The organism is Anoxybacillus sp. FSL W8-0104 (assembly GCF_038004465.1).
GTDB classification, from domain to species: domain Bacteria; phylum Bacillota; class Bacilli; order Bacillales; family Anoxybacillaceae; genus Anoxybacillus; species Anoxybacillus flavithermus_G.
In genome coordinates this window covers 2,387,916-2,412,059 of the sequence record NZ_JBBOQU010000001.1, presented here as the reverse complement: position 1 = coordinate 2,412,059, position 24,144 = coordinate 2,387,916, and the positions used below count along the sequence as shown (strand labels likewise).

Sequence of the window (24,144 nt, the reverse complement as noted above, 5' to 3'; positions counted from 1 at the left end):
TTTATACAGAAAGCGAGGTTGTTGAGTTGGAACGCTTAGAAGTTGCTTTTAAAACCGGCGCGGCTGCGGTTGGGGCTGTTGTCGGTTTTTTGTTTGGTGAGTCAACAGGATTATTAGTTGCGTTATTTTGGATGGTTGTGATTGATTACGGGAGCGGATTGGCTGCTGGCTACACAGAAAAAACGTTATCAAGCAAGATTGGATTCAAAGGCATTATTAAAAAAGTGATGATTTTTGTCATGGTGGCACTCGCCCATTTGGTCGATAGCGCGCTCGGAACAAAAAACATGTTCCGAGATGCGACTATCGTTTTTTATATGGCCAACGAGCTGCTAAGCATTTTTGAAAATGCAGGACGAATGGGAGTGCCAGTGCCGGAACGACTTACACAGGCGGTAGAAGTATTGAAAGGGAAATCCGAAAGAGGTGTTAACTATGACAATCGGACTGAAAGAATTGATTGAACGCGCCGAGAAAAAGTTGGTTGGTGTACATCCTCTTGTTGCAACAAAGGCACGACAACTCATCGAACGGGCGTACAAGGAAGGTATCAACATCATCATCACACAAGGATTACGCACGATTGAAGAACAAAACGAACTGTACGCACAAGGTCGAACGAAGACAGGAAAAATCGTAACCAATGCGCGCGGCGGATACAGCTACCACAATTTCGGACTTGCCTTTGATTTTGCGATTTTAAACGCAGACGGAAGCGTGAATTGGAACGTCGATGAAAAATGGAAACGTGTTGGAGCGTTAGGAAAATCACTTGGACTTGAGTGGGGAGGAGATTGGAGGGACTTCCCTGACTACCCGCATTTTCAATTGACGTTTGGTTTGTCACTCGCCGACCTACGTGCAGGAAAAAGACCGCCAACACAATCACCACAACAAAAGGAGGAAAAAGAAGTGAACAAAGATGATGTGAAGGGACATTGGGCAGAAGCGAGTATACGTAAAGCGATGGAAAAAGGTGTGATAAAAGGATATGCAGACGGGACGTTTAAACCTGACGAGCCAGTCACACGTGCACAGTTAGCAGTCATTCTCGATCGATTAGGACTATTGGAATAACCCCTGCCAAACGGCAGGGGATTTTTTTGTTTTTCTACATAATTCGACAACATTTTTTCGTTAATTGTGATATGGTGTAAACGTAATAGTGCAAAAGGGGGGATATTACATGGATGATATTGCATTGATTATTAGTCTTATTGCAATGGTTGTTTTTCTTGTTTATTTGGTTCGTGGTATTGCGTGGGTTGCAAAAAAAAGAGAAGGAACAAAAGCGCTATTTAAACGGTCGCTTATCGCTTTAGCAGTATCTCTTGTAGGATTTATTGTGTTTGGAATGACGACAGAGCCGCCAAAGGAAACAGCGAAAGAACCAAAGCAAGAGCAGCAGAAAGAAAAGACAAAAGAGCAAAAATCCGAAAAGTCATCTGATGAGCAAAAATCTAAACCAGCCGTAGCTCAGCCAAAAGAGGAAAAAGAAGATGTGAAAAAAGAAGAACCGAAAAAAGAAGAGGTAAAAAAAGAGGAGTCAGTTAAAAAGGCTGAACCTAAAAAGCAAGAAAAAACAATCGATGAGGTTGTAAAAGAAATCATCTATGACAAAGTTGGTAAAAAATCGAACATGGGGGAAAAACGTATCATCGAACTGCAAGTCAATGACAATTTAGGAACACCTGATAAGACAGATAAAATCATTATCGCAAAGTTGTATGCTAATGAAAATTTAACGACTAATATGACAAGAGATGGAATCCTAATGGATAGCAAAGACCTGTTTCAAGAAATGTTTAAACACAAAGAGATCAGCGAAGCTGTTTTAATGTGGAACCTTACTCTTGTCGATCAGTACGGGAATGAATCGGTTGATACTGTTTTAAAGGTTGGGCTGGATCGTGCGACAGCTGATAAAATCAACTGGAAGAACTTTTATTACAAGAACTTCGAAAACATTGCTCCGCAATATTTCGTGCATCCAGCATTGTTGAAGAAATGAGCCTACTCGCTTTGAGTAGGCTCTTTTTGTTTCTTTGGTACACAGTATCACAGACAAGAAAAGAAAAGGTGGAGAAGTGGTGCCGACAATATGAGATTCCGCATGAAGTGTTGTGTAAGCAGGATTTTTGAAGAAAAAAGAAGGCGGAGATCACGCTCCGCCTCTTTTTTGCATAGATTTATACATTGAAAATAATTTTGCACAAATTTTGCACGATACAAAAGAACGTGTGGCTCAAATATTGAAATATCAATACTTTTAGGTATATGGTTATTATCCTGCCGAGGGCGTTAATTAACCCCTGCTTGCTATGCAAGCGGGGTTTTTGTATAAAAAAATAAAGTCCGGTGTGCCGCACCGGACGAATAGATGAATTTTGCGAGGCTTGCTCGCTTGTTCTATAAGAATGATAACATGCCTTCGATGCATATGCATAGTAGAAAAAACATCCAATATGTTTTTATCGTCTCTCCCTTATAGAGATGATAAAATGAGGATGAAGGGAGATGGCATGAATGGAGATGCAATTAACGCAAAGGCAAGAGCTAAAAGTTGCGTTGACAAAAGAGCTTGTTCAAGCGATTGAACTGCTGCAATATTCAACGATCGAACTACAATCGCTTTTACACGAACAAGCGCTTGAAAATCCATTTATTGAGTTGCATGAACGAAAACGAACAGCTACAAAGCGACGCGATCAAACGAATCGGATGAATTATATCGAAAATGTAAGCGCTTTTAATCGTTCGCTTGCTTCACATTTACATGGCCAACTCGTTGGTATGCGTGTATCCGACGAGGAGAGAAGAGCACTTGATTATTTAATTGCGTCACTTGATGAATATGGTTATTTGCATACAACAATTGCCGAGGCGGCTTGCCATCTTCAGTTAGAAGAAACGACTATATCGCGAGCACTTCATATGTTACAGTCACTTGATCCTGCTGGGGTAGGAGCGGAAAATTTGTCGCATTGTTTATATTTACAACTCATCCGTCTTCCACAAAGGGATGAGCTAGCAGAGACGATTGTGACGGAGTATTTCGAATCGTTTGTCCATAAAAAATGGAAAGAAATAAAATCGAAACTAGGTGTAGAGTTAGCGGACTTACAGCGGGTGTGGGAACTTATTCGTACGCTCCATCCACGCCCAGGAAGTTTGTATAACGATGAACAAATGACGTATATTGTTCCTGATGTCATCGTGTCATATAGTAATGGGGTGTGGAATGTGACGATGAATGAAGAAATTATTCCAACTGTTGTATGGAATGAATCGTATGAACGGAAAGTACGATCGGATGATCCACACGTTCAAAAATATATCGAGGAAAAACGTCAACAGTTTCAATGGATCCAACGTTGTTTAATGCAGCGAGCAACAACGATTGAGCAAATTGCCTGTGAGTTAATTCATCGACAACGTGATTATTTTGAAAAAGGTTTGCTCCATATGAAGCCACTTACGATGCGCGAAGTGGCAACAGCATTAAACATTCATGAATCGACCGTCAGTCGCGCGGTGAAAAATAAATATATGCAAACGCCTCATGGTTTAATTGACATGCGCCGCTTTTTTACAAGCGGTGTTGATGAACACGCATCGCAAGAAAAAGTAAAAGGTTTAATTGCGGAATTAATTAAGCAAGAAAATGGGCAAAAACCTCTTTCCGACCAAAACATTGCTGATTTACTCGAGCAACGATACAATATTTGTGTAGCGCGGCGGACGGTCGCGAAATATCGTGAACAGCTTTGTATTCCACCGGCTTCGAAACGAAAGCAATATGCATAAAGGGGACAAAACATGAAAATCGTGTTATATTCGAAAGAAAACTGCTGTCTTTGTGATGAAGCAAAAGACATTCTTCGCGAGTTACAAGTCGAATGGGAAGAAGTCGATATTTATAAAAACGAGCAGTGGCTCGAACGATACCAACTCATGATACCTGTCATCGAAATCGACGGGGAAATCGTTGCATATGGTCGTATTCACAAAGATGTCATAAGAAAACGATTACAACAAATACGAAGCAGTTGAATAACGTTTCACTTCCTGTTACAATAAAGTTGTGGCAGGGGTGAATTTTTTACGTAAAGTGGGACATAATACGTCGTAGCGGGACTTGAAACGTCCTGAAAAAGAAAAAGAGAGTAAAGAAGGAAGAAAAGAGCATGCGACAATGGATTGATGTTCAACGAAAATTGTTGCCTGATCTTCTCGCGATTATGCAAAAGCGATACGAAATTTTGCAGCACATCCGCTTAATGCAACCGATTGGACGCCGAACATTATCCTTAAACTTAGGCATTAGCGAGCGCGTCTTACGGTCGGAAGTGCAGTTTTTAAAAAAGCAAAATTTGCTTGATATTACAACTGCGGGCATGAGTGTTACATCAGAAGGAAACGATGTGCTCATTCAACTTGAAGATATGATGCGAGAAGTACTCGGGTTAAAAGAGCTGGAAAGAAAAATAAAAAAGAAACTTCCTGTCAAAGATGTCATTGTCGTTGCTGGAGACAGTGACCAATCCCCTTGGGTGAAAAGAGAGATGGGAAGAGCTTGTGTCTCACGTATAAAACATTCACTAACAGGGAAAGACGTTGTAGCAGTAACTGGTGGAACAACCCTTGCTGCTGTCGCTGAAATGATGACACCTGATGCAAAATATCGAAATGTGTTATTTGTTCCGGCTCGTGGTGGGCTTGGAGAAGATGTGACGAACCAAGCGAATACGATTTGTGCGCGCATGGCGGAAAAAGCAATGGGACATTATCGTTTGTTACATGTCCCTGACCAACTAAGTGCTGAAACGTATCAATCGATTATTGAAGAACCAGCTATTAAAGAAGTGCTTGAATTAATCAAGTCATCAACGATCGTCATTCATGGTATAGGTGACGCAAAAACGATGGCGGAACGGAGAAAAACACCGCCGGAGGACATGAAAAAAATTGAGCAAAACGAAGCGGTGGCGGAGGCGTTTGGTTATTACTTTAATCAACATGGAGAAGTTGTTCATAAAGTGAACACAGTTGGCATTCAGCTCGAAGATGTGCGCCACGTTCCTTGCGTCATTGCAGTGGCAGGAGGCGCTTCGAAAGCAAAAGCGATTCAAGCGTATATAAAACAGGCACATCAGTGCATCTTAATTACAGATGAAGGTGCAGCAAAACAGTTAGTACGGGATGATTCATCCCTCTAAAATACATTCCTACAATTTCAAAGGAGGAAAAAAACATGGCAGTAAAAATTGGTATTAACGGTTTTGGTCGTATCGGCCGTAACGTATTCCGCGCAGCATTAAAAAATCCTGAAATTGAAGTGGTTGCAGTTAACGACTTAACAGATGCAAAAACGTTAGCACATCTTTTAAAATATGACTCTGTTCATGGCACATTAGATGCAGAAGTGGCTGTCAACGGCAACAACATCGTTGTAGATGGAAAAGAAATTATCGTCAAAGCAGAGCGCGACCCAGCAAACTTAGGATGGGGCGAACTTGGCGTTGATATCGTTGTTGAGTCAACAGGACGCTTCACAAAACGCGAAGACGCAGCGAAACATTTAGAAGCAGGCGCGAAGAAAGTCATCATTTCTGCACCAGCGACAAATGAAGACATTACAATCGTGATGGGCGTAAACGAAGACAAATACGATCCAGCAAACCATCATGTCATTTCAAACGCATCTTGTACAACAAACTGCTTAGCGCCATTTGCGAAAGTATTACATGAGAAATTCGGCATCATTCGCGGTATGATGACGACTGTTCACTCGTATACAAACGACCAACAAATTCTTGATTTACCGCATAAAGACTTACGTCGTGCGCGTGCAGCAGCTGAATCGATCATTCCAACATCAACAGGTGCGGCAAAAGCAGTGGCACTTGTATTGCCTGAATTAAAAGGAAAATTAAATGGTATGGCGATGCGTGTACCAACACCAAACGTATCTGTTGTTGACCTTGTTGCTGAACTTGAAAAAGAAGTGACAGTGGAAGAAGTAAACGCAGCTTTAAAAGCAGCGGCAGAAGGTGAATTAAAAGGCATTCTTGCTTACAGCGAAGAGCCATTAGTTTCTCGTGACTACAACGGCTCAACAGCTTCTTCAACAATCGATGCCCTTTCAACAATGGTTATGGAAGGTCGCATGGTGAAAGTTCTTTCTTGGTACGACAACGAAACAGGATATTCTCACCGCGTTGTTGACCTTGCTGCATACATTGCGTCAAAAGGTTTATAATTTTTTGGATTGTTTGCCCAAAACGGTTTATAATAAATAGTTGGACATACCGAGAAGGGGAGCGGGGTTCATCCCCACTCCCTTTCTATATATCACACGAATAAGGGGGCCTCTCCATGAACAAAAAAACAGTTCGTGACATTGATGTGAAAGGGAAACGTGTATTTTGCCGCGTCGATTTTAACGTGCCAATGCAAAACGGTGTCGTCACTGACGATACACGCATTCGCGCCGCGCTCCCAACGATCCAATATTTAATGGAACAAGGAGCGAAAGTCATTTTAGCGAGCCACCTTGGTCGTCCGAAAGGAAAAGTTGTTGAAGAGATGCGCTTAAATGCCGTGGCAGAACGTTTAAGTGAATTGCTTGGCAAGCGCGTCGTGAAAACAGATGAAGCGTATGGCGATGCAGTGAAAGCTGCGATTGCTGAAATGAATGAAGGCGATGTGTTATTGCTTGAAAACGTACGTTTCTATCCTGGTGAGGAGAAAAACGATCCAGAATTAGCGAAAGCATTCGCAGAACTTGCGGATGTATATGTCAACGATGCGTTTGGTGCAGCTCATCGTGCGCATGCATCGACAGAAGGTATTGCCCATCACTTGCCTGCGGTAGCTGGATTCTTAATGGAAAAAGAAATTGAAGTGTTAGGAAAGGCATTATCTAATCCAGATCGTCCGTTTACGGCAATCATCGGTGGGGCGAAAGTAAAAGATAAAATTGGCGTCATCGAAAACTTATTAGACAAAGTCGATAATTTAATTATCGGTGGCGGATTAGCTTACACATTTGTGAAAGCGCTCGGATATGAAATCGGAAAATCGTTATTAGAAGAAGATAAAATTGAATTAGCAAAATCGTTCATGGAAAAAGCGAAAGAAAAAGGCGTCAACTTCTATATGCCTGTGGATGCAGTTGTAGCTGACGATTTTTCAAACGATGCAAACAAAAAAGTAGTGAACATCGATGAAATTCCAAGCGATTGGGAAGGACTTGACATCGGTCCGAAAACACGCGAATTGTATCGCGACGTCATTTTAAAATCAAAACTTGTTATTTGGAACGGTCCAATGGGCGTATTCGAAATGGATGCGTTTGCTGAAGGAACAAAAGCTGTTGCACAAGCGCTTGCTGATGCGAAAGATACATATACGGTCATCGGTGGCGGCGACTCAGCAGCAGCGGTTGAAAAGTTCAGACTTGCAGACAAAATGGATCACATTTCTACAGGTGGCGGTGCGTCGCTTGAATTTATGGAAGGAAAACAACTTCCAGGTGTCGTCGCATTAAACGATAAGTAAGAAAGGGGTTAAAAGCGATGCGAAAGCCGATTATTGCAGGCAACTGGAAAATGCATAAAACGTTAAAAGAGGCGCTTCAGTTTGTGGAAGAAGTAAAACATGAGGTTCCTTCCAACGAGCAAGTGGATGCCGTTGTATGTGCACCAGCCCTCTTTTTAGCGCATTTAGTTGAGGCGACAAAAGGAACAAATGTAAAAATTGGTGCGCAAAACATGCATTTTGAAGATCAAGGGGCATTTACAGGTGAAATTAGCCCCGTTGCGTTAAAAGATCTCGGTGTGGAGTATGTTATCATCGGGCATTCCGAACGCCGTGAAATGTTTGCGGAAACAGATGAAACAGTCAACAAAAAAGTGCTTGCGGCATTTAAGCACGGACTTGTGCCAATCGTTTGTTGCGGGGAGACATTAGAAGAGCGTGAAAGCAACCGTACAAATGAAGTCGTTCGTGTACAAGTTGAAAAAGCGCTTGAAGGCTTAACAGAAGAACAAGTAAAGCAAGTTGTCATCGCCTATGAGCCAATTTGGGCGATCGGAACAGGAAAATCGTCCACGGCAGACGATGCAAACAACGTATGCGGCTACATTCGCCAAGTCATTGCGAACAAATTCTCACAAGAAGCGGCTGATGCGGTACGCATTCAATACGGTGGTAGCGTAAAGCCGGAAAATATCGGTGCATTTTTAGCGCAAGAACATATTGACGGCGCACTAGTCGGTGGCGCCAGCCTAGAACCACAATCGTTTTTACAACTCGTGGAGGCAGGAAAATGAGCAAACAACCAGTAGCACTAATTATTTTAGATGGGTTTGGACTTCGGGAGGAAACGTTCGGAAATGCGGTGGCGCAGGCGAAAAAGCCGAACTTTGACCGCTATTGGAATGAGTTTCCGCATGCGACGTTAACGGCATGCGGCGAAGCGGTTGGACTTCCAGAGGGGCAAATGGGGAACTCGGAAGTCGGTCACCTAAACATCGGTGCTGGTCGCATTGTGTATCAAAGTTTAACGCGTGTCAATATCGCCATTCGCGAAGGTGAGTTTGAGCGCAACGAAACATTTTTAGCAGCGATGGATCATGTGAAAAAACACGGAACAAATTTGCACATTTTCGGTCTTCTTTCTGACGGTGGTGTGCATAGCCATATTAACCATTTATTCGCTTTACTCAAGCTCGCTGCAAAAGAAGGCGTAAAAAACGTGTATATTCACGGCTTTTTAGATGGACGTGACGTCGGTCCGCAAACGGCGAAAACGTACATTCAACAGCTAAATGAGCAAATCGAACAAATTGGTGTCGGTGAAATCGCGACATTATCGGGTCGTTATTACTCGATGGACCGCGATAAACGTTGGGAGCGTGTCGAAAAAGCGTATCGTGCGATGGTGTATGGAGAAGGTCCAGCATATCGCGATGCGCTTGCGTGCGTCGATGATTCATATGCGAACGGCATTTACGACGAATTCGTATTACCGTCTGTGATCGTACGTGAAGATGGAACGCCAGTCGCAACGATTCAAGATAACGATGCGGTTATTTTCTACAATTTCCGTCCAGATCGTGCGATTCAAATTTCAAACACGTTTACAAACGATGATTTCCGTTCATTCGATCGTGGACCGAAACATCCGAAAAACTTGTTCTTCGTATGCTTAACGCACTTTAGTGAAACAGTAAAAGGGTACGTGGCATTTAAGCCGACGAACCTTGATAATACGCTCGGTGAAGTATTGTCACAAAACGGGTTGAAGCAATTGCGCATTGCCGAAACAGAAAAATATCCGCACGTTACATTTTTTATGAGCGGCGGTCGTGAAGAAAAGTTCCCTGGCGAAGAGCGCATTTTAATTGACTCGCCAAAAGTAGCCACATACGATTTAAAACCAGAGATGAGCGCATACGAAGTAACGGACGCTTTACTGAAAGAAATTGAAGCAGACAAGTTTGATGCGATTATTTTAAACTACGCAAATCCTGATATGGTCGGCCATTCCGGAATGCTAGAGCCGACGATTAAAGCAGTCGAAGCAGTCGATGAATGTTTAGGAAAAGTCGTCGATGCGATTCTGGCAAAAGGCGGGATTGCGATTATTACCGCTGACCACGGGAACGCGGACGAAGTGACAAATCCAGACGGCAGTCCGAATACGGCGCATACGACAAACCCAGTGCCGGTCATTGTCACGAAAAAAGGCATTACACTTCGTCAAGATGGCATTTTAGGCGACTTAGCGCCAACGATGCTTGATTTGCTCGGATTACAACAACCGAAAGAAATGACAGGAAAAACGTTAATTGTGAAATAAGAAAAGGAGTGATGAACGATGCCAACAATTATTGATATTTATGCTCGTGAAGTATTAGACTCTCGCGGCAATCCGACAGTAGAAGTAGAAGTATATACAGAATCAGGTGCGTTCGGACGTGCCCTTGTACCGAGTGGAGCGTCAACAGGTGAGTATGAAGCGGTTGAATTGCGTGATGGCGACAAAGGTCGCTACCTTGGTAAAGGTGTATTACAAGCAGTGAAAAACGTAAACGAAGTCATCGCGCCAGCATTAATTGGTAGCTACGATGTGACAGAGCAAGTTGCTATCGACCGTGCATTAATTGCGTTAGACGGTACAGAAAATAAAGGAAAATTAGGGGCAAACGCAATTTTAGGCGTTTCAATGGCTGTTGCGCGCGCAGCTGCTGACTACTTAGGCATTCCTCTATATCAATATTTAGGCGGATTTAACGCAAAAACATTGCCAGTGCCAATGATGAACATTTTAAATGGCGGTGCGCATGCAGATAACAACGTTGACATTCAAGAATTTATGATTATGCCAGTTGGCGCACCAAACTTCCGTGAAGCGCTCCGTATGGGTGCGGAAATTTTCCATAGCTTAAAATCAGTGTTAAAAGCGAAAGGCTACAACACCGCTGTTGGTGATGAAGGTGGATTCGCTCCAAACTTAAAATCAAACGAAGAAGCGTTGGAAACAATTATCGAAGCGATTGAAAAAGCAGGCTACAAACCAGGCACAGAAGTGATGCTTGCGATGGACGTGGCATCTTCTGAGCTTTACAACAAAGAAACAGGCAAATACCATTTAGAAGGCGAAGGCGTTGTGAAAACGTCAGAAGAAATGGTTGCTTGGTATGAAGAACTTGTCAACAAATATCCGATCATTTCGATCGAAGACGGCTTAGACGAAAACGACTGGGCTGGTCATAAATTATTAACAGAACGCCTTGGCAAAAAAGTACAACTCGTCGGTGACGATTTATTCGTAACAAATACGAAAAAATTAGCACAAGGTATCGAACAAGGTGTCGGCAACTCGATCTTAATTAAAGTAAACCAAATCGGTACATTAACAGAAACATTTGAAGCGATTGAAATGGCGAAACGCGCAGGTTACACAGCGGTTATTTCTCACCGTTCTGGTGAAACAGAAGATAGCACAATCGCCGACATCGCCGTCGCAACAAACGCAGGTCAAATTAAAACAGGTGCACCTTCACGCACAGACCGCGTCGCAAAATACAACCAATTGCTTCGCATTGAAGATCAATTAGGCGAAACAGCGGTATACGATGGAATAAAAACGTTCTACAACTTGAAGAAGTAAGAAATAAGGATGCCTTCGCATGGGGGCATCCTGTTGTTTTTGTACGTTATGTCGATTTTAGAAGAAGTATGTCGAAGAATACATATAGACAAAGAAAAATGAGTGCCGCTATGATTGAATTGTAAAAAAGGGTTAGGAGAGGAGATTTGAATGATAAATAAAATACTGTAGTTGAGCAATTTTCGTTACAATAATTACCATTTAAAAAGAGACAAACAGGGTACCCCTTATGCCACGTGGAGCTGTTTTTTCACGGTATCAATGGGAATATTTTGTTTTGCTGCACGGTAAATGAACTCCACGAGGCTATGTCCTTTTCTCTTGCGCAGGAGATCGAGCCCATCCGAAAAATCACTGTTAGACTCGAACATGCTGTACACATACGCAAGTTGCACCAAGATCCAATACCGTTTCACCGCCCGACGCCCGCGAACGCGGTATCCATCGAGTTTCAGCTGGTCTTTCGCTTGACGGAAAAAACATTCGATCGACCAACGTGCAGCATAGTAGCGCAAGATCTCTTCATCGCTTAGCTCGCGATCGGTGCTCAAGACGCAATGAAGATGTTTCGGCGTCATCGGCTGATCGGCTTTCCATGCGAGCAGCACCACGGCATCCTTGAGACCGTTCAGAGCGCCTTCGTAGCGATACACCCGATAACGCTCTTTTCCCACCGTGACGAGGCGGGTATCCCGTGGCTCCATAGATTTGGCAAATTCTTTTGCTTGAATGGCCGTCCCTTTTGGATAGAGAATCCGATTCGTCTTCAGCATCGCGATGACGTGGAACCCTTTTTTTAAGCAGGCTCCCACGAGGGTTTTCGATGGATACCAAGAGTCCATGAGCACATAAACGGGTCGACTCACATCCAACGAAGAAAGCATCTCGATCGCGAGTTCCCCTTTGCTTTTCCCCACCGTCTTGTCGTAGAGGCGAAAGGCAAAAGGAAACGCTTGGGTCATCGTATGAACCATGAGCCAAACGAGAGAATGTCCCCAGATCGACTTTTTCTCTGCGTGAGAATAGTGCCAATCACACCCTTGAATGGCGTGTGTTGCCCGTGACGAGGGCTTCGTTTTTTGGCAAATCGTATCATCGATCGAAACAAAAATGGGTTGATTCTCTCGTTTCGAGCTGCGTTCGACACGATGAAGCACCCACTGTTGGAGTTTGCGAAGCAGCGTCTCTTCCTCCCATGGGCTTTTCGTGAAAAAATGGCTCAGTGTCGTGCGATGGTTCGGATGAAAACTCCCATGATGTAGATCGGTCAGCGTTCCCGAAAAGCCCTTTGTAATCATCGCATCCACGATATGAACGAGATGCTTCATGACAGGTTTCGAGAAATAAAGGGCCAACCCCAACATCGTCAAAAACTTGTGGATTCCTTGGTGATGTGCTAATCTATTCATGAGACATGAACCTCCTTGTGAATGGTTTGTTGGCACATCTATTCTAACCAAGGAATCGGGTTCATGTCTTCTTTTTTGTTTGGTTGTAAATTTATGTTAGTAAATTTGCTCATCTACAGTAAAATATTTATTGCAATTTTGGCAGGAGTTTTTGGTCTCTCGTCTGTTTTTATGATAGGTGTCAATTTAGCAAGTGCGACTTCAAATAATACACCCATTGTACAAAAAGAAACATCTACCGCTACGTTTTTGACAATTACACCAACTATTCAAAATGCACAAATTACTCAACAACAAGTGCAGCCTTATGGGATAAAAGGATTCCTAGTTAAACAAGCAATTAAAATTATTAAAGCTGCCATTGATAAAGGCGGAGATGTTTTAAACTATATATTGAAATGGTTTGATGAGGATACAGCAAAATATTTTAATAATAATAAAAGCAAAGTTGTAGAAGCATTAGATGATCTAGAAAGTTGGATTGATGATGCGAATGATTTAGCTCAAAGTACAATTAAAACTAAACTAAATTCCTTATTAATCGAAGCGAGAGTACCTGGTACATATTCGTTACTTATCGCTGATGCTATTGCAAGAACGATTACTTGGTTAATCCTTTAATTTTATATTTTATCAAAACTGATATGAGGAGATAACGATGAGAAAAATTTACGAATACTTATCAATCGAAGAGAAAAAAGAAGCAGTTAAAAGACTAAAACGAGATTTAATAAAATTAGAACAGGAGATATCCGAAAATAAAAGCTCTTTTTCAAGTTTTATATGTGAAGTACTGTACAGTACACGTGATAAATGGAGGTTGGAGATTGAGGAACTAGAACACGAAATAAAATGTCAACTAGACAAATGAGTGTTTCTCATGGTCAACAAGTTAAAAAAGCAGCAACATTCGTCACAGTCCTAGCTTCTGAAAGTAGTGAAGCCTTGGGTCGGAGTTCCAAGGCTTCACTTGTTATATAAGGCACCTCTTAGGAAACATGTAGCTGTTTTTTATAACACAGTTGAAGCTCGATTTGCTTTGTAACGAGCTTCAATGGAATCGGGGACATGTCTCCTGTGTTAATAAAATTTTAGATTTTTTAGGGACTCAAAAAATGGTTTCTGTTCATTTGCATCACCCCTCTCTTTATTCGAATTGTAAAACAAAATCAAGGGGGAAAAAGATGTTTTCGACAAATTTTGCAATCTTGCTGTGGCTTTTTATTTGTCTGTTGTTTCGGAAAATCATCATGACTAAAGTTTTATCCCGTATCTTTTCGTCCGTTGTACAAATGAATCGTGTTGTGTTAAAATGAAACTATTGTGATGTGCGTCGTTGGAGGTGTAAAGTATGCATGCGTTTCTTGTTACGTTACTTGTAATTGTTTGTATTGGAATCATTGCGGTTGTTTTATTGCAATCAGGCCGAAGTGCAGGGCTTTCTGGTGCGATTACCGGCGGTGCTGAACAATTGTTTGGTAAACAGAAAGCACGCGGCATTGATGCGGTGTTACACCGTCTGACTGTTGTGCTTGCGGTGTTGTTTTTCGTATTAACAGTAGCTGTCACTTATTTTGAACTGTAACAGCGGTCCAGCAATGTGGATCGCTTTTTTCGTGGAGAAAGGAGGAATCATTTGTGAAACTTGTTGCACCACAACCGTTTACGTTTGAAGCTGGTGAACGTGCTGTTTTATTATTGCATGGATTTACTGGAAATTCGGCGGATGTTCGTATGCTTGGTCGTTTTTTACAGTCAAAAGGATATACGTGCCACGCTCCAATTTATAAAGGACATGGCGTGCCGCCAGAGGAGCTCGTTCATACCGGCCCGGAAGATTGGTGGCAAGATGTGATAAACGCTTACGAATATTTAAAACAAACCCATGAAAAAATCGCTGTTGTTGGATTATCGCTTGGCGGTGTGTTTTCGTTAAAACTTGGCTATACTGTTCCTGTCGTTGGCATCGTACCAATGTGTGCCCCGATGTATATTAAAAGCGAACAGACGATGTATGAAGGAGTTTTAGCATACGCTCGCGAATATAAAAAGCGAGAAGGAAAAAGCGAGGAGCAAATCGAGCGCGAAATGGCGGAGTTTGCGAAAACGCCGATGAAAACATTGAAAGCACTGCAACAACTTATTGCTGATGTGCGCGATCATTTAGATTTCATTTATGCACCTGTTTTTGTTGTACAAGCGCGTCATGATGACATGATTAACCCAGATAGTGCAAATATTATTTATAACGGCGTCGAGTCTCCCGTAAAACAAATAAAATGGTATGAGGAGTCAGGACACGTCATTACGCTTGATAAAGAAAAAGAACAGCTTCATGAAGACATTTATGCATTTTTAGAATCATTAGATTGGTAATCCTCGAAAGGAGGAAGTAAATGAAGGAAAAATTATTATCGTTTATGCGCGATGAAGCGTATAAACCTCTGACTGTTCAAGAGCTAGAAGAAGCGTTTCATATTACAGACGCAGCCGAATTTAAAGAACTTGTCAAAACACTTGTCGCATTAGAAGAAGAAGGACTAATCGTCCGAACGAGAAGCAATCGGTATGGATTGCCGGAGAAAATGAACTTAATTCGCGGCAAAGTGACCGGCCATGCGAAAGGGTTTGCGTTTGTCATTCCAGAAGATCCGACGCTTGATGACATTTTCATTCCACCGTCGGAATTGAAGAATGCGATGCATGGCGACACCGTTCTTGTGCGTGTCAACGGACAAGCAACGGGGGCGCGTCAAGAAGGGACGATCGTCCGCATTATTGAGCGGGGCATTACAGAAGTCGTCGGTACGTATACAGAAAGCAAAAACTTCGGTTTTGTCATTCCAGACGATAAAAAAATCGTCAACGACATTTTTATTCCGAAACATGCTTCAAACGGTGCGGTTGAAGGGCATAAAGTTGTCGTCCGTTTAACGACGTATCCAGAGGGACGTATTAGTGCAGAAGGGGAAGTTATTAAAATTTTAGGGCATAAAAACGATCCGGGGGTCGATATTTTATCGATTATCCATAAACATGGATTGCCGCTCCAATTCCCAGAAGACGTCATTGCCCATGCGAACAGCATTCCGGATACAATTTCGGAAGAAGATTTACAGGGTCGACGGGACTTACGCAACGAAATGATTGTGACGATTGACGGCGAGGACGCAAAAGATTTAGACGATGCGGTGACCGTAACAAAGTTAGCAAACGGAAATTATAAGTTAGGCGTTCATATTGCCGACGTAAGCCACTATGTGACGGAAGGCTCGCCGATTGACCGCGAAGCATATGAGCGCGGAACGAGCGTTTATTTAGTTGACCGCGTCATTCCGATGATTCCGCATCGCTTGTCAAACGGTATTTGTTCATTAAATCCGAAAGTCGATCGCTTGACGTTGTCGTGCGAGATGGAAATAAACGATCGCGGTGAAGTCGTGAGCCATGAAATTTTTCAAAGCGTTATTCGTACGACTGAACGAATGACGTATACCGATGTGAACCGCATTCTTGTCGATAAAGACGAGGCGCTAAGAGAAAAATACGCTCCGCTTGTGCCGATGTTTGAGTTAATGGCGGAATTGGCGGATATTTTACGCGACAAACGCATGAAGCGCGGTGCAATTGACTTTGATTTTAAAGAAGCGAAAGTGCTTGTCGATGAAAATGGAAAACCGTATGATATCATCTTGCGTGAGCGTTCTGTTGCTGAACGATTAATCGAAGAATTTATGTTAGCGGCAAACGAGACGATTGCAGAACATTTTCATTGGATGAACGTTCCATTTATTTATCGTGTGCATGAAGATCCGAAGCCTGAGAAGCTGCAGCGTTTTTTAGAGTTTATTACGAATTTCGGCTATATTGTCAAAGGAACAGGAAACCAAATTCATCCGCGCGCCTTGCAAGAAGTGTTGGAAGCGGTACGTGGCGAGCCAGAAGAAATGGTCGTATCAACCGTCATGCTCCGGTCGATGAAGCAAGCGCGTTATGATGCTGAAAGTCTAGGTCACTACGGGTTATCAACGGAATTTTATACGCATTTTACATCGCCGATTCGTCGCTACCCAGACTTAATTGTGCATCGCCTTATTCGCACGTATTTAATTAACGGGCAAATCGACGAACAAACGCAGCAAAAATGGGCGGAGAAGCTTCCGGAAATTGCCGAACATACGTCGAATATGGAACGTCGTGCAGTCGAGGCAGAGCGCGAAACAGATGATTTGAAGAAAACAGAGTTTATGGAAGATAAAATTGGCATGGAGTTTGACGGCATTATTAGCTCGGTGACAAACTTTGGATTGTTTGTTGAACTGCCGAATACAATCGAAGGGCTTGTACACGTTAGCTATTTAACGGACGATTATTATCATTACGATGAGCAGCATTATGCGATGATCGGCGAACGAACAGGGAAAGTGTACCGCATCGGTGACGAAATTACGGTGCGCGTCATTAATGTCAATAAAGAGGAGCGCATCGTCGATTTTGAAATTGTCGGTATGAAAGGGCGCAAACGTAAACAAGCGAAAGCTGCTCCAGTCGTCATCGAAGGAAAACAGAAAAAGAAAAAAGAAGAGCAATGGCCAACGAAAAAAACGAAGAAAAAGAAAAAGTTTTATGAAGATATACCAAACATGAAAAAGAAGAAAAAGAAAAAACGATAAGGAAAGCCTCCACTGATGAGGCTTTTCCTTTCTTCTTATTTTTGCTAAAATATTCGTTGTCTGAAGGGAGGGAAACAAATGCCAAAAGGGGAAGGAAAGCTGATCGCTCAAAATAAAAAAGCACATCACGATTATTTCATTGAAGAAACGTACGAAGCAGGACTTGTGTTGCAAGGAACGGAAATTAAGTCGATTCGCGCAGGCAAGGTGAACTTAAAAGATTCATTTGCGAAAGTGGAAAAAGGTGAAGTGTTTTTGCATAATATGCATATTAGTCCGTACGAACAAGGCAACCGTTACAATCATGATCCGTTGCGGACGCGCAAACTACTGCTTCATCGTCGCGAAATTAGCAAGCTCATCGGCTATACAAAAGAACAAGGCTATACGCTCGTGCCGCTCAAGCTATACATTAAAAATGGTTTTGCGAAACTGTTGCTAGGCGTCGGAAAAGGAAAGAAAAAATACGACAAACGGGAAGATATGAAAAAGAAAGAAGCCCAACGCGAAGTCGAACGCGCTTTCCGCGAACGGCAGAAATAAACCCAGTATGTTACAATTGCAAAGCACCTGAAATGTGATATAATAAAAAGTGTCAGCCAGTTATAAAAGCTTAAGCTTCCTTCGTACGTTTCTCTTATACGGGGACGTTACGGATTCGACAGGGGTAGATCGAGCTTAAGCTGCGAGCCGAGGGGATCGTCCTCGTAAAAACGTCACTTAAAGATAACTGGCAAAGAAAACTACGCTTTAGCTGCTTAATTAACGCGGCTAACTCCTACCGCCATCGCCCATGTGGCGGCCTAGGGGTTCATAACAAGTGGGCTACGCCCAAGTCCGCCGTCTGAGGACGAGGGAAGAGAATAATCAGACTAGCTGCTCGGATGCCTGTCGGTAGGCGGAAGAAGCAGCGAAACATAAATATACCGACTACGCTCGTAGACGCTTAAGTGGCGATACCTCTGGACGTGGGTTCGACTCCCACCGTCTCCATACGCTAATGAGAAAACGCTAGAGAGTAAATGCCTCTCTAGCGTTTTATATTTAATAATACCATCCGCCACCATATGGATAAAACGGATATGGACGTGGTGGATAATAATATGGGCGTGGCGGATAAAACGGATAAGGCGTTAATGCGCTGCCGAGCAATCCACCTAGAAAGCCCCCAAAAAACGGTGCACCGAAAAAACCGAAAAACGGTCTGCGACCATACATTTGAGCATTCCCTCCTCGCAAATTCATCATTACATTAACACGATATGCAAGGCGTTTGTCCAATGGTTGGGCTCATCATAAGAAAAACCGACTGCATCAGCAGTCGGCTTTTCTTATTGTATCATATTGTTGTACGGGAATTGGCTCGCATATCCTTGAAATTGTTGATATGATTGTTGTAATTTTTGCTGGTCTGCTTGTTCAAGCGCATACCAACCTTTTTTAAACATTAAGTTGTACAATTCACGTTGACAGTTTTGTGTTTCGGTAAATATATGCAATATTTCGTCATACAAATGTTGATGACTTGCTTCATTTAAAAACGTACAATAACTGTCTGTCATATATTTTTCAGTCGATAACATATCATTAATAAAATCGCGATCGTTCATTTGTGGGGTTTTTGGAATTTGTGTTTCTGGATTTTGCACCTTCATGTTATGTCCTCCTTTATTGCACGTGGGCAGATGGTTGCAATTGATGTAAAAGTTGCTGATAATGACGTTGGTGCATTTGTCCAACGCGATCAATCGCTTGTTTAATTTCTTGATCTTGACATTGAGAAGCGAAAAAATGTGCTTTTTTCATCGCAATCAAATTCCATGAGAGCGCATCCGTTAAATAAAGGGCGTCTTTCGTCGAAATCATTTTAGGCGGTTGAGCCATCATCGCTTGTTGTTGCATGTTCATTTGTTGCTGCATCTGGATCCCTCCTAATAAAATCGCATTCGACTGTATATTGCCCACTTGCTGTATAGTTATACGTATGTAGACAAAAAATACGATTATTCGACAAAAGCATATTCAAGCGATTGAAAACGTGTTACAATACGGGTGGATGCGCTTGCAAAAGGGGGTAAACAACAATGGAGCAGTTGATGCGCGACTTTTTCTTATTTTTGTCAAAAAATAAAACGTTAACAAAATTGGCGAAGCGTTACGGTCTTCGTTTCGGTGCGTCGCGTTTTGTAGCGGGAGAAACAATCGAACAGGCAGTAGAAGTTATTCAACAACTGAATCGTAAAGGACTAGCGGTCACGATCGATTATTTAGGTGAATTTGTTGATAACGAGCAAGAAGCGAATGAAATGGCGAACCATTCGATTGAGGCGATTCGTGCAATTGGTGAAAATAAACTAAATTCACAACTATCATTAAAAATGACGTCGATGGGATTAGACATTTCCGATGAGCTTGTGATGAAAAATATGCGCCGTATTTTAGATGAAGCGAAAGCCCACGGCGTATTCGTTACAATTGATATGGAAGACTATTCTCGTTGTCAAAAAACAATCGATATATTTAAGCAGTTAAAGAAAGAGTATGACAATGTTGGAACGGTATTGCAAGCATATTTGTACCGTACGGAAAAAGACATCGAAGATTTAAATGCGTATCATCCGAATTTACGTCTCGTGAAAGGCGCGTATAAAGAGTCACAGGAAGTCGCTTTTCCAGACAAAAAAGATGTAGATGAAAACTTTAAAAAGATTATTAAGATGCATCTATTAAACGGAAACTATACAGCTGTTGCTACGCACGATGATGAGATAATTGAATACACGAAACAACTCGTGAAGGAATATAACATCCCGAACGATCAATTTGAATTCCAAATGTTATACGGCATTCGTCCAGAGAGACAAGAACAATTAGTACGTGAAGGATACACAATGCGCGTCTACGTTCCATATGGAACCGATTGGTACGGCTATTTTATGCGCCGTTTAGCAGAACGCCCAGCCAACGTGGCATTTGTGTTAAAAGGTATATTCAAAAAATAAAGGTGGGGTGTCCCACCTTTATTCATTTCCCATATTTTCTTTTCCATATTGTTGATTTTGGCTTGTTTTCTTTCCGCCTCCATCACGTTCCACCGTCGGACCAGCATTTCCTTTCACACTTGCAGCGCTTACACCTGCTTTAGACGGGTGTTTTTTCATTTTCATTGCCTCATCACCTCCTTTTGTATCATTTCCTAAATCGTTGACAAAATTCGCTACATTTATTTGTTGCGAAAATTTAAAATATAATTTATATTTAAGATAAAGGAAAAATGAATGACCATTCATTCAATTCGGATAAGGGGGAACGAGCATGCGAATTAAAAAAGCAGCGGTTCTCGGTTCCGGAGTTATGGGATCGGGAATTGCGGCGCATTTAGCGAACGTCGGCATTCCGACATTGTTGTTAGATATTGTACCGAAAGAGTTGACAGCTGAAGAACAAGCAAAAGGATGGACGCTTGAACATAAACAAGTGCGCAATCGCATCGTCAATCAAGCGGTTCAACGTTTATTGAAACAAAAACCAGCGCCACTTATGTCGAAAGACAACTTAGCATTGATCGAAGTCGGTAACTTTGAAGATGACTTTCATCGCTTAGCCGAATGCGATTGGATTATTGAAGTCGTTGTTGAACGACTTGATGTGAAAAAAAGTGTGTTTGAAAAAGTGGATGAAGTCAGAAAGCAAGGAAGTATCGTCAGCTCAAACACGTCCGGCATTTCCATCGAAGCGATGGCCGAAGGACGCTCGGACGATTTTAAAAAGCACTTTTTAGGCACGCACTTTTTCAATCCACCGCGCTATTTAAAACTATTAGAAGTCATTCCGACAAAGCACACTGATCCAGCTGTTGTTACGTTTATGAAACAATTTGGTGAAAATGTGCTTGGCAAAGGCGTCGTTCTTGCGAAAGATACGCCAAATTTTATCGCCAATCGGATCGGTACGTACGGTTTGCTTGTGACGGTACGTGAAATGATGAAAGGCGGCTATAGCGTCGGCGAAGTCGATTCTGTGACAGGCCCATTAATCGGTCGTCCGAAAAGTGCGACGTTCCGCACGCTCGATGTCGTCGGTTTAGACACGTTTATTCATGTAGCTAACAACGTATTCGAAAAAGTAGAAGGCGAAGAAAAAGAAGCGTTTACTGTTCCGTCTTTTATGAAAACGATGGTTGAAAAAGGATGGCTTGGCAGTAAGTCAGGGCAAGGATTTTTCTATAAAAAAGGAAAAGACATTTTTGAATTAAATTATGAAACGCTCGAGTATGAACCGACGAAAAAACTAAAGGCACCGTCGATCGAGATGAGCAAACAAGCAAAAGGAACAGCGAACAAATTGAAAGCGCTTGTATATGCGAACGATCGCGCTGGTCAACTGCTGTGGAATATTTTAAGCCCGACGTTATTATATTCCGCTCAGTTGCTCGGTGAAATCGCAGATGACATCGTAGCGATTGACCGTGCAATGAAATGGGGCTTTGGCTGGGAGCTCGGTCCTTTTGAAACATGGGATGCGATCGGTGTGAAGCAGTCTGTTGAAAAAATGAAAGCGGAAGGTCGTCAAGTACCATCGTGGGTTGAAGATATGCTTGCGAGCGGATATGAGGCGTTTTATAAATACGAGCACGGTCGCGTATCATACTACGATCGTGGACAATATAAGCCGGTTGAAGAAAATGAAAAAGTCATTCACATTCAGCGCTTAAAAGAACAAAAAGGGGTCATTAAGAAAAATAGTGGTGCAAGTTTAATTGACCTTGGTGACGATGTAGCATTACTCGAATTTCATTCACCGAACAACGCCATTGGATTTGACATCGTCCAAATGATTAACTACGCGTTAGAAGAAGTTGACCGCAACTATAAAGGACTTGTCATCGGAAATCAAGGAAAAAACTTCTGTGTCGGCGCGAACCTTGCGATGATTTTAATGGAAGCGCAAGATGATAACTATTTTGAAATTGAAATGGTCGTTCGTCAATTCCAACAAGCGATGATGAATATTAAATATAGCACTAAACCGGTCGTTGTCGCACCATTTGCGATGACGTTAGGCGGTGGAACGGAAATTTGCTTGCCAGCTTCACGCATTCAGGCAGCTGCAGAAACATACATGGGGCTTGTTGAGGTAGGTGTAGGTCTCATTCCAGGCGGTGGTGGAAATAAAGAGCTATACATTAAACATTTAAGCGGCATGCCAAACGGTGTGGAATTTGATTTGCAAAAGGTTGCAAATAAAGTGTTTGAAACGATTGCGATGGCGAAAGTATCGACATCGGCAGCAGAAGCGCGTGAGTTAAATTTCTTAAATGCACAAGATGGTATTTCGATCAATGGTGATCATCTCATTCATGACGCAAAACAAGCTGTATTAGCGCTATATGAGAGCGGATACAAACCGCCGGTGCGTAAAAAAATCCCGGTTGTCGGGGAAACAGGGTATGCGGCGTTGTTGCTTGGCGCTCAAGGCATGTATTATTCAGGCTATATTTCGGAGCATGATTTAAAAATTGCGAAAAAGCTTGCATACGTCATCGCTGGTGGAAGCGTACCGTACGGAACAGAAGTGGACGAACAATATTTGCTTGATTTAGAGCGCGAAGCATTTTTAAGTCTTGTCGGTGAGCCGAAAACGCAAGCGCGCATGCAACATATGCTTGTTAAAGGAAAACCGTTAAGAAACTAAGGGGGGATTGACGTGAAAGAAGCGGTCATCGTTGCCGGGGCGCGCACGCCTGTCGGCAAAGCGAAAAAAGGGACGTTAGCAAACGTCCGCCCGGATGATTTAGGGGCGATTGTTGTTAAAGAAACGTTGAAACGAGCAGGAAACTATGAAGGAAACATTGACGATCTCATTATCGGCTGCGCTATGCCAGAGGCAGAACAAGGGTTGAATATTGCGCGCAACATTGGTGCGCTTGCTGGTTTGCCGTATACAGTGCCAGCGATTACAATTAACCGTTATTGTTCATCAGGATTACAAGCGATCGCTTATGCGGCAGAGCGAATTATGCTTGGGCATGCAGATACCGTCATTGCTGGTGGCGTGGAGTCGATGAGCATGGTTCCAATGATGGGTCATGTCGTACGTCCGAACATGAAGCTCGCAGAAAGTGCGCCAGAGTATTACATGTCGATGGGGCATACAGCTGAGCAAGTCGCGATGAAATATGGGGTGACGCGCGAAGAGCAAGATGCGTTTGCTGTTCGCAGCCATCAAAGAGCAGCAAAAGCGATTGCCGAAGGAAAATTTGTCGATGAAATTGTGCCGGTCGAAGTGACAGTCCGTCATATTGAAAACAATAAATTAGTAGAGAAAAAGATGACGTTTAGTCAAGATGAAGGAGTACGCCCAGATACAAATATGGAAACGCTCGCGAAGTTACGCCCTGCGTTTTCGGTAAACGGAACGGTAACAGCAGGAAACGCTTCCCAAACGAGCGACGGAGCAGCTGCGGTGATGGTGATGGATCACGAAAAAGCGAAAGCGCTCGGTTTACAACCGCTTGGTAAATTCCGCTCGTTTGCTGTTGCAGGTGTTCCACCTGAAGTGATGGGTATCGGTCCGATTGCAGCCATTCCAAAGGCGCTTGAGCTTGCGGGTCTTGAGCTTTCTGATATCGGTTTAATTGAACTGAACGAGGCGTTCGCATCACAATCAATTCAAGTCATTCGCGAACTCGGACTAGATGAAGAAAAAGTAAACGTAAACGGAGGAGCGATCGCCCTCGGTCATCCGCTCGGTTGTACAGGTGCAAAGCTAACGTTGACACTTTTATATGAAATGCGTCGTCGCAACGAACAATTTGGTATTGTCACGATGTGCATTGGCGGCGGTATGGGTGCTGCTGGCGTATTTGAATTATTATAAG

At 42.7% G+C, this 24,144-nt stretch carries 25 protein-coding genes and 1 other RNA gene; 21 read left to right on the top strand and 5 right to left on the bottom strand.

Annotation, left to right across the window (positions count from 1 at the left end; all coding sequences use genetic code 11):
* The first annotated feature begins 26 nt into the window (after window positions 1-26).
* The 11 genes from NST18_RS12775 to eno all read left to right on the top strand — a co-directional run bounded on the left by NST18_RS12775 (window position 27) and on the right by eno (window position 11,182).
* On the top strand, window positions 27-464 hold the full coding sequence (locus NST18_RS12775; RefSeq protein ID WP_340721479.1) for a phage holin family protein: 438 nt from the start codon (window positions 27-29) through the stop codon (window positions 462-464).
* Window positions 436-1,077, top strand: coding sequence for a M15 family metallopeptidase (locus NST18_RS12770; RefSeq protein ID WP_088223488.1), 642 nt, complete (start codon window positions 436-438; stop codon window positions 1,075-1,077). The genes NST18_RS12775 and NST18_RS12770 overlap by 29 nt, the downstream gene beginning before the upstream one ends.
* 109 nt (window positions 1,078-1,186) lie before the next feature.
* On the top strand, window positions 1,187-2,011 hold the full coding sequence (locus tag NST18_RS12765) for a hypothetical protein (RefSeq protein WP_340721477.1): 825 nt from the start codon (window positions 1,187-1,189) through the stop codon (window positions 2,009-2,011).
* Between the two features lie 515 nt (window positions 2,012-2,526).
* Window positions 2,527-3,807: an RNA polymerase factor sigma-54 gene (gene rpoN, locus NST18_RS12760; protein WP_004892504.1), complete on the top strand. Its 1,281-nt coding sequence runs from the start codon at window positions 2,527-2,529 to the stop codon at window positions 3,805-3,807.
* Between the two features lie 12 nt (window positions 3,808-3,819).
* Window positions 3,820-4,053 (top strand): glutaredoxin family protein, encoded by a 234-nt coding sequence (locus NST18_RS12755; RefSeq protein WP_004892501.1) that lies wholly within the window; start codon window positions 3,820-3,822, stop codon window positions 4,051-4,053.
* A 134-nt stretch (window positions 4,054-4,187) separates the two neighbouring features.
* A complete protein-coding gene (locus tag NST18_RS12750; protein ID WP_004892497.1) occupies window positions 4,188-5,219 on the top strand; it encodes a sugar-binding transcriptional regulator in 1,032 nt (343 codons plus the stop codon).
* 35 nt (window positions 5,220-5,254) lie between these two features.
* Window positions 5,255-6,262, top strand: a complete 1,008-nt coding sequence (gap, locus tag NST18_RS12745; RefSeq protein WP_004892494.1) for a type I glyceraldehyde-3-phosphate dehydrogenase — start codon at window positions 5,255-5,257, stop codon at window positions 6,260-6,262.
* A 116-nt stretch (window positions 6,263-6,378) separates the two neighbouring features.
* Window positions 6,379-7,563 (top strand): phosphoglycerate kinase, encoded by a 1,185-nt coding sequence (locus NST18_RS12740; RefSeq protein WP_004892491.1) that lies wholly within the window; start codon window positions 6,379-6,381, stop codon window positions 7,561-7,563.
* A 17-nt stretch (window positions 7,564-7,580) separates the two neighbouring features.
* Complete coding sequence (gene tpiA, locus NST18_RS12735) at window positions 7,581-8,336, top strand: triose-phosphate isomerase (protein ID WP_004892489.1); 756 nt, start codon at window positions 7,581-7,583, stop codon at window positions 8,334-8,336.
* Entirely contained in the window at window positions 8,333-9,868 is a 1,536-nt protein-coding gene (gene gpmI / locus NST18_RS12730; protein ID WP_088223510.1) for a 2,3-bisphosphoglycerate-independent phosphoglycerate mutase, read from the top strand. The genes tpiA and gpmI overlap by 4 nt, the downstream gene beginning before the upstream one ends.
* 18 nt (window positions 9,869-9,886) lie before the next feature.
* A complete protein-coding gene (gene eno, locus NST18_RS12725) occupies window positions 9,887-11,182 on the top strand; it encodes a phosphopyruvate hydratase (protein WP_004892483.1) in 1,296 nt (431 codons plus the stop codon).
* A gap of 227 nt (window positions 11,183-11,409) precedes the next feature.
* Here the strand turns inward: eno and NST18_RS12720 are convergent, their stop codons facing one another.
* Entirely contained in the window at window positions 11,410-12,591 is a 1,182-nt protein-coding gene (locus NST18_RS12720; RefSeq protein WP_088223189.1) for an IS701 family transposase, read from the bottom strand.
* A 93-nt stretch (window positions 12,592-12,684) separates the two neighbouring features.
* Here NST18_RS12720 and NST18_RS12715 point away from each other — a divergent pair, with 93 nt between their 5' ends.
* The 7 genes from NST18_RS12715 (at window position 12,685) to ssrA (ending at window position 18,260) form a co-directional block, all read left to right on the top strand.
* Window positions 12,685-13,212 (top strand): hypothetical protein, encoded by a 528-nt coding sequence (locus tag NST18_RS12715; RefSeq protein ID WP_230456218.1) that lies wholly within the window; start codon window positions 12,685-12,687, stop codon window positions 13,210-13,212.
* A gap of 37 nt (window positions 13,213-13,249) precedes the next feature.
* Window positions 13,250-13,462: a hypothetical protein gene (locus NST18_RS12710; protein WP_004892480.1), complete on the top strand. Its 213-nt coding sequence runs from the start codon at window positions 13,250-13,252 to the stop codon at window positions 13,460-13,462.
* Window positions 13,463-13,942: 480 nt separating this feature from the next.
* Complete coding sequence (secG, locus tag NST18_RS12705; protein WP_004892478.1) at window positions 13,943-14,176, top strand: preprotein translocase subunit SecG; 234 nt, start codon at window positions 13,943-13,945, stop codon at window positions 14,174-14,176.
* 53 nt (window positions 14,177-14,229) lie between these two features.
* Window positions 14,230-14,967 carry an alpha/beta hydrolase gene (locus tag NST18_RS12700; RefSeq protein ID WP_004892476.1) on the top strand — a complete coding sequence of 246 codons (738 nt, stop codon included), beginning with the start codon at window positions 14,230-14,232 and terminating at the stop codon, window positions 14,965-14,967.
* 20 nt (window positions 14,968-14,987) lie between these two features.
* Window positions 14,988-17,264, top strand: coding sequence for a ribonuclease R (rnr, locus tag NST18_RS12695; RefSeq protein ID WP_064214201.1), 2,277 nt, complete (start codon window positions 14,988-14,990; stop codon window positions 17,262-17,264).
* A 78-nt stretch (window positions 17,265-17,342) separates the two neighbouring features.
* Window positions 17,343-17,807: an SsrA-binding protein SmpB gene (smpB, locus tag NST18_RS12690; protein ID WP_004892472.1), complete on the top strand. Its 465-nt coding sequence runs from the start codon at window positions 17,343-17,345 to the stop codon at window positions 17,805-17,807.
* A 100-nt stretch (window positions 17,808-17,907) separates the two neighbouring features.
* Window positions 17,908-18,260: a transfer-messenger RNA gene (ssrA, locus tag NST18_RS12685) on the top strand.
* Between the two features lie 48 nt (window positions 18,261-18,308).
* On the opposite strand, the gene NST18_RS12680 is transcribed toward ssrA, so the two are convergent.
* From NST18_RS12680 to NST18_RS12670, 3 genes are all read right to left on the bottom strand, one after another.
* The gene (locus NST18_RS12680; protein WP_009362281.1) at window positions 18,309-18,482 is read right to left on the bottom strand and encodes a hypothetical protein; all 174 of its coding nucleotides are present in this window, start codon (window positions 18,480-18,482) and stop codon (window positions 18,309-18,311) included.
* A 113-nt stretch (window positions 18,483-18,595) separates the two neighbouring features.
* Window positions 18,596-18,919, bottom strand: coding sequence for a spore coat protein (locus NST18_RS12675; protein ID WP_004892464.1), 324 nt, complete (start codon window positions 18,917-18,919; stop codon window positions 18,596-18,598).
* A 13-nt stretch (window positions 18,920-18,932) separates the two neighbouring features.
* Complete coding sequence (locus tag NST18_RS12670) at window positions 18,933-19,184, bottom strand: hypothetical protein (RefSeq protein ID WP_340721476.1); 252 nt, start codon at window positions 19,182-19,184, stop codon at window positions 18,933-18,935.
* A gap of 164 nt (window positions 19,185-19,348) precedes the next feature.
* Here NST18_RS12670 and NST18_RS12665 point away from each other — a divergent pair, with 164 nt between their 5' ends.
* Window positions 19,349-20,266: a proline dehydrogenase family protein gene (locus tag NST18_RS12665; RefSeq protein WP_004892460.1), complete on the top strand. Its 918-nt coding sequence runs from the start codon at window positions 19,349-19,351 to the stop codon at window positions 20,264-20,266.
* A gap of 18 nt (window positions 20,267-20,284) precedes the next feature.
* Here the strand turns inward: NST18_RS12665 and NST18_RS12660 are convergent, their stop codons facing one another.
* Window positions 20,285-20,431, bottom strand: a complete 147-nt coding sequence (locus NST18_RS12660; protein WP_009362277.1) for a YuzL family protein — start codon at window positions 20,429-20,431, stop codon at window positions 20,285-20,287.
* Between the two features lie 148 nt (window positions 20,432-20,579).
* Here NST18_RS12660 and NST18_RS12655 point away from each other — a divergent pair, with 148 nt between their 5' ends.
* Window positions 20,580-22,958 (top strand): 3-hydroxyacyl-CoA dehydrogenase/enoyl-CoA hydratase family protein, encoded by a 2,379-nt coding sequence (locus NST18_RS12655; protein ID WP_064214154.1) that lies wholly within the window; start codon window positions 20,580-20,582, stop codon window positions 22,956-22,958.
* Between the two features lie 12 nt (window positions 22,959-22,970).
* On the top strand, window positions 22,971-24,143 hold the full coding sequence (locus tag NST18_RS12650; protein WP_004892453.1) for an acetyl-CoA C-acetyltransferase: 1,173 nt from the start codon (window positions 22,971-22,973) through the stop codon (window positions 24,141-24,143).
* Window position 24,144: the final 1 nt, after the last annotated feature.